The organism is Paenirhodobacter populi (assembly GCF_004022215.1).
GTDB lineage: Bacteria > Pseudomonadota > Alphaproteobacteria > Rhodobacterales > Rhodobacteraceae > Rhodobacter > Rhodobacter populi.
Genome location: NZ_SAUZ01000073.1, coordinates 1 through 1,211 on the forward strand (window position 1 = coordinate 1; position 1,211 = coordinate 1,211).

The following is a 1,211-nucleotide window of genomic DNA, read 5'->3' on the forward strand; positions in this document are numbered from 1 at the left end:
GCCCCATCAGAACCTCAACCTGCCGCAACTTCGAGACAATCTCTTCCGGCTTCGGCCGCTTGTTTGCCATTCTCGATCCTCCGTTTCCTAAACATAACAGCGGACCACTTCAGTGGGGGAGGATCAGCTCTATGTGCAAATCCGCAAAGGCCGTCTGCGGATCGACCGCCAGCCAACCGGCGCGCACCTGTTTCCCAATTCCCCGCATACACTGGAGGCGGTCCGCAGCCTGCGAAATCACACCATCGCCAGCATCGACCTCAGAATCAATCAGCCTGACAAGGAGGGGCATCAACATGGATAATCGAAGAGATAGCCGAGTTGGGCTGCGGAGATCTGCACCGCCTCGCCGGCACCACTGGTTGGCCAGATGAACTTCCCGGCCTCCAGCCGCTTGGTATAGAGCGACATGCCGACCCCATCGTGCCAGAGCAATTTTACCAGATCGCCCGTGCGTCCGCGGAAGCAGAAAATCTCGCCGGCGTGCGGGTCGCGCCCGAGCCCCTGCTGCACCGTCAGCGCCAGGGTGTTCATACCGCGCCGCATATCGGTGACCCCGCCTGCAATCCACACGCGCACCCCCGCCGGGAAGGCGATCATCGGCCCTCCAGAACCGGAAGCAGCCGCGCCAACACCTCAGGCTCCACCGACGAGGGGACGAGGAGCCGCCGCCCATTCCTGAGCACGATCTCGAGCTGAACATCCCGGGTGTCGCGCGGCGCCTGCTGTGCCGTCACGGGCACTACCGCAGGTGCCACGGGCGAAATCGCCAGCGGGATGAAAGCGGGCGGCGCATCGACGCCAAGTTCGCCAGCCCGATACTGTCGACGCCATATCGTCAACAGAGAGCGCGAAACACCATGGCGGCGCGCCGTAGCCGAGACCTGACGACGCCCCAGAAAGCTATCTTCAACGATCCGGATCTTCTCCGCATCATCCCAATGTCGCCGGCGCGGCACATCCGCGGCAGATAGGACTTCAATCTCGGGTCTGAACTTATCGTCGGCCATAAGGTCGGACTTAGCACCGCCGCAAAAATTCCGTCAGAAGGCCCTCGCCGGAGCGTTACGTTCCGGCGGCGATCATGCTGTTGAGCATGCTGAGCAGCTTCCTGGCCGTCGCTGTCAAGGCGGCTTTCACCGGCTTTCCTGCGTCCTGGAGCTTCTGCCTGAACGCTCGGAACATTGCGGTGTGCCGTGACGCGTGTAGTG

General features: G+C 62.3%; 2 protein-coding genes. Both read right to left on the bottom strand.

Going from position 1 to position 1,211, the window contains the following annotated elements:
- Nucleotides 1-291: 291 nt before the first annotated feature.
- Nucleotides 292-600: an IS66 family insertion sequence element accessory protein TnpB gene (tnpB, locus tag D2T30_RS22845; protein ID WP_128210651.1), complete on the bottom strand. Its 309-nt coding sequence runs from the start codon at nucleotides 598-600 to the stop codon at nucleotides 292-294.
- Entirely contained in the window at nucleotides 597-1,010 is a 414-nt protein-coding gene (gene tnpA / locus D2T30_RS22850; protein WP_128210652.1) for an IS66-like element accessory protein TnpA, read from the bottom strand. The genes tnpB and tnpA overlap by 4 nt, the downstream gene beginning before the upstream one ends.
- Between the last annotated feature and the right edge of the window lie 201 nt (nucleotides 1,011-1,211).

What these genes read in the sequence shown, in the direction of transcription:
- tnpB (WP_128210651.1), bottom strand. Translation starts at nt 600, where the DNA reads ATGATCGCCTTCCCGGCGGGGGTGCGCGTGTGGATTGCAGGCGGGGTC.
- tnpA (WP_128210652.1), bottom strand. Translation starts at nt 1,010, where the DNA reads ATGGCCGACGATAAGTTCAGACCCGAGATTGAAGTCCTATCTGCCGCG.